Genomic DNA, 2,850 nt, shown 5'->3' with positions numbered 1-2,850 from the left:
GACCTATCCCTTCCTTCGCGCAAAACACTTCCCACGCACAAGGCACTTCGCGCTGTCCTTCGTCACCGGCGCGGCGCTCGCGCTCGCCGCGGTCTCGCCGTCGCAGGCCGCAGCAAAGATCCAGCGCCTGATCTCGCCGGGCGGCATCGAGGCCTGGTTCGTGCAGGACGCCACCGTGCCGCTGATCGCCATGGAATATTCCTTTGCCGGCGGCTCGGCCCAGGATCCCAAGGACAAGTCGGGCGTCGCCAATCTCGTCGGCGACCTCCTCGACGAAGGCTCCGGCGATCTCGACTCCAAGACCTTCCACGAGCGGCTCGACCGCCGCGCCATCGAGCTCTCCTTCAGCGCCACCCGCGACACCTTCCGCGGCAGCCTGCGCATGTTGCGCGACAACAAGGACGAAGCCTTCGACCTGTTGCGGATGGCACTGACCTCGCCGCATTTCGACACCGCCGACGTCGAGCGCATCCGCTCGCAGGTGATCTCGGGCCTGCGCCGCGAGACCACCAATCCGTCGTCGCTGGCGAGCCGCCAATTCCTGGAGGTCGCCTTCGGCGATCATCCCTATGGCCGGCAGACCAACGGCACGCTGGAAAGCGTGCCGACCGTCACCGCCGCCGACATGAAGGACTATGTCGGCCGCGTGCTCGCCAAGGACACATTGAAGGTCGCAGTCGTCGGCGACGTCGATCCGGCGACCCTCGGCAAGCTGCTCGACCACACCTTCGGCAGCCTGCCCGCCAAGGCCAATCTCGTGCCGGTCCCCGACATCGAGGCGGCCAAGCCGCCGCAGCGCGCCTTCGTGCCGCTCGACGTGCCGCAGACCGTCATCACCTTCGGYGGCCCCGGCGTGAAGCGCAGCGACCCGAACTTCATGGCGGCCTATGTCGTCAACCACATCCTCGGCGGCGGCGGACTGTCCTCCCGGCTCTATCGCGAGGTTCGCGAGAAGCGCGGGCTGGCCTATTCGGTGTTCGAATCCCTGCTCTGGATGGAGCATTCGGCGGTCTTCATCGGCAATACCGGCACCCGCGCCGACCGCGCCAACGACACCATCGACGCCATCGAGAAGGAGGTGCGCCGGATCGCCGAGGAGGGCCCGACGCAGAAGGAGCTCGACGAGGCCAAGTCCTACCTCAAGGGCTCGCAGATGCTGGCGCTGGATACGTCCTCGAAGCTCGCCCAGGCGCTGCTGCAATATCAGCAGGACAAGCTTCCGATCGACTATATCGAGAAGCGCAACGCCATCGTCGACGCGGTGACGCTGGACGACGCCAAGGCAGCCGCCAAGCGCCTCTGGGGCCAGGGCCTCCTGACCGTCGTCGTCGGCCGCGCCCCGCAGGCCGCCGCGCAGCCGGCGGCAGCGGCGCCCAAGTCGAACTGAGGTCTTCCATCCGCTGTGTCAAATGGCCGGGCTCGCCCCGGCCATTTGCGTTTCGCATGAGCGCCATTGCCGAACGTGGACGTCCGGGATATGTCCGGACATCACGAATGGTGCCATCATGCTGCGGATATCCCGCGATCTCGTCATCGACGAGGACGACATCGAGATCGGCTTCGTCCGCGCCTCCGGCCCCGGCGGGCAGAACGTCAACAAGGTCGCAACCTCGGCCCAGCTGCGCTTCGACACGCGCAAGCTGACCCTGCCGGAGGATGCCACGATCCGGCTCGCCCGCATCGCCGGCCAGCGCATGACCAAGGACGGCGTGATCGTGATCCACGCGCAGCGCTTCCGCACCCAGGAACGCAACCGCCAGGACGCCATCGACCGGCTCGTCGAGATCCTGAGCGAGGCGATGATACGGCCGAAGCCACGGCGCGCGACACGGCCGACCTTCGGCTCCAAGCAGCGCCGGCTCGAGGGCAAGAAGCGTCGCAGCGACGTCAAGGCCGGACGCGGCCGGAGTTTCGACGATTGAATGGACAAACACCTCCGGCCGCCAAGCGACCGGAGGTTTGCAGGTTCACGTTCCGGCGTCAGTAACGCTTGCCGGTGGCGGGACTGCCCGAGGCGGAATCGTCGACCGTCCCCTTGTGCGCTGCGCTTCCCGTAGTGCCGACCGCGCCCTTCGTTCCCTTGGTCGACTTCATGCCCATCTTCTCACCCGCAGCGCCCTGCTGCGTGCCGAGATCCTCATCTTCGCYGGCTGACGCGCCCCCCTGCATGGGTTTGCTTTGCACGGTGCCGCCGGGCTTGGTGCCAGCTGACGTGCCTTGCGCGAAAACGGGCGTCGCAATGAGGGCTGCAAGAGCGCATGCGATTGCAGAAGTCTTCACCAACTTCATCCATTTCTCCTGGATTTTTTGCGATGACCGGGTCGGCTGCGTCCTGCGCCGTTCGCCTGCACCGGACCGGTTCATCGCATAGAGAGTTCGAACGGCGCGATCGCGATGCAATCCGCTTCGTGTGGTGATCGTTTAGGGATTTCGAGGCGGTTTCGCGGAATTGTCCTCCGCATATGCGGCAGCGCGGAACACGTTCCCCGCGTGCATAAGAAGTAAGCGAGGATAGACGCGCCACATTTGCCATGTGGGAAGCTCGACCTTCCCCATGCATTTGTGCCCACGAGGCATTAGACTGGGATATTCGCCGAGTGAGCCCATGCCCGTCCGCCAATTGCCTGAGCAAGTCGTCAACCGCATCGCCGCCGGCGAGGTGGTCGAACGGCCCGCGAGCGTGGTCAAGGAACTGGTCGAGAATGCGATCGATGCCGGTGCGAGCCGGATCGACGTCTTCACCGATGGCGGCGGCCGGCGGCGGATCGGCATCACCGACGACGGCAGCGGGATGACGGCGAAGGATCTCGCGCTCGCGGTCGAGCGCCACGCCACCTCCAAGCTCGACGA

4 protein-coding genes are annotated in these 2,850 nt (G+C 66.0%); 3 read left to right on the top strand and 1 reads right to left on the bottom strand.

Translation table 11 applies throughout. The features are described from left to right. Window positions 1-52 precede the first annotated feature (52 nt). Window positions 53-1,387 carry a M16 family metallopeptidase gene (locus AC1D00_RS34790; RefSeq protein WP_167771162.1) on the top strand — a complete coding sequence of 445 codons (1,335 nt, stop codon included), beginning with the start codon at window positions 53-55 and terminating at the stop codon, window positions 1,385-1,387. A gap of 118 nt (window positions 1,388-1,505) precedes the next feature. Then, complete coding sequence (gene arfB, locus AC1D00_RS34785) at window positions 1,506-1,922, top strand: alternative ribosome rescue aminoacyl-tRNA hydrolase ArfB (protein ID WP_011090218.1); 417 nt, start codon at window positions 1,506-1,508, stop codon at window positions 1,920-1,922. Between the two features lie 58 nt (window positions 1,923-1,980). Here the strand turns inward: arfB and AC1D00_RS34780 are convergent, their stop codons facing one another. Continuing rightward, window positions 1,981-2,289, bottom strand: a complete 309-nt coding sequence (locus AC1D00_RS34780; protein WP_477013799.1) for a hypothetical protein — start codon at window positions 2,287-2,289, stop codon at window positions 1,981-1,983. Between the two features lie 316 nt (window positions 2,290-2,605). Here AC1D00_RS34780 and AC1D00_RS34775 point away from each other — a divergent pair. After that, on the top strand, window positions 2,606-2,850 hold a 245-nt coding region (locus tag AC1D00_RS34775; protein WP_477013798.1), incomplete at its 3' end, for an ATP-binding protein.

The organism is Bradyrhizobium sp. P2_E8 (assembly GCF_056403875.1).
The sequence above is the reverse complement of the archived record's forward strand: the minus strand, read 5'-3'. Positions and strand labels throughout refer to the sequence as shown.

Coding starts and splice junctions, on each gene's coding strand:
- arfB (WP_011090218.1), top strand. CDS start 1,506: ATGCTGCGGATATCCCGCGATCTCGTCATCGACGAGGACGACATCGAG.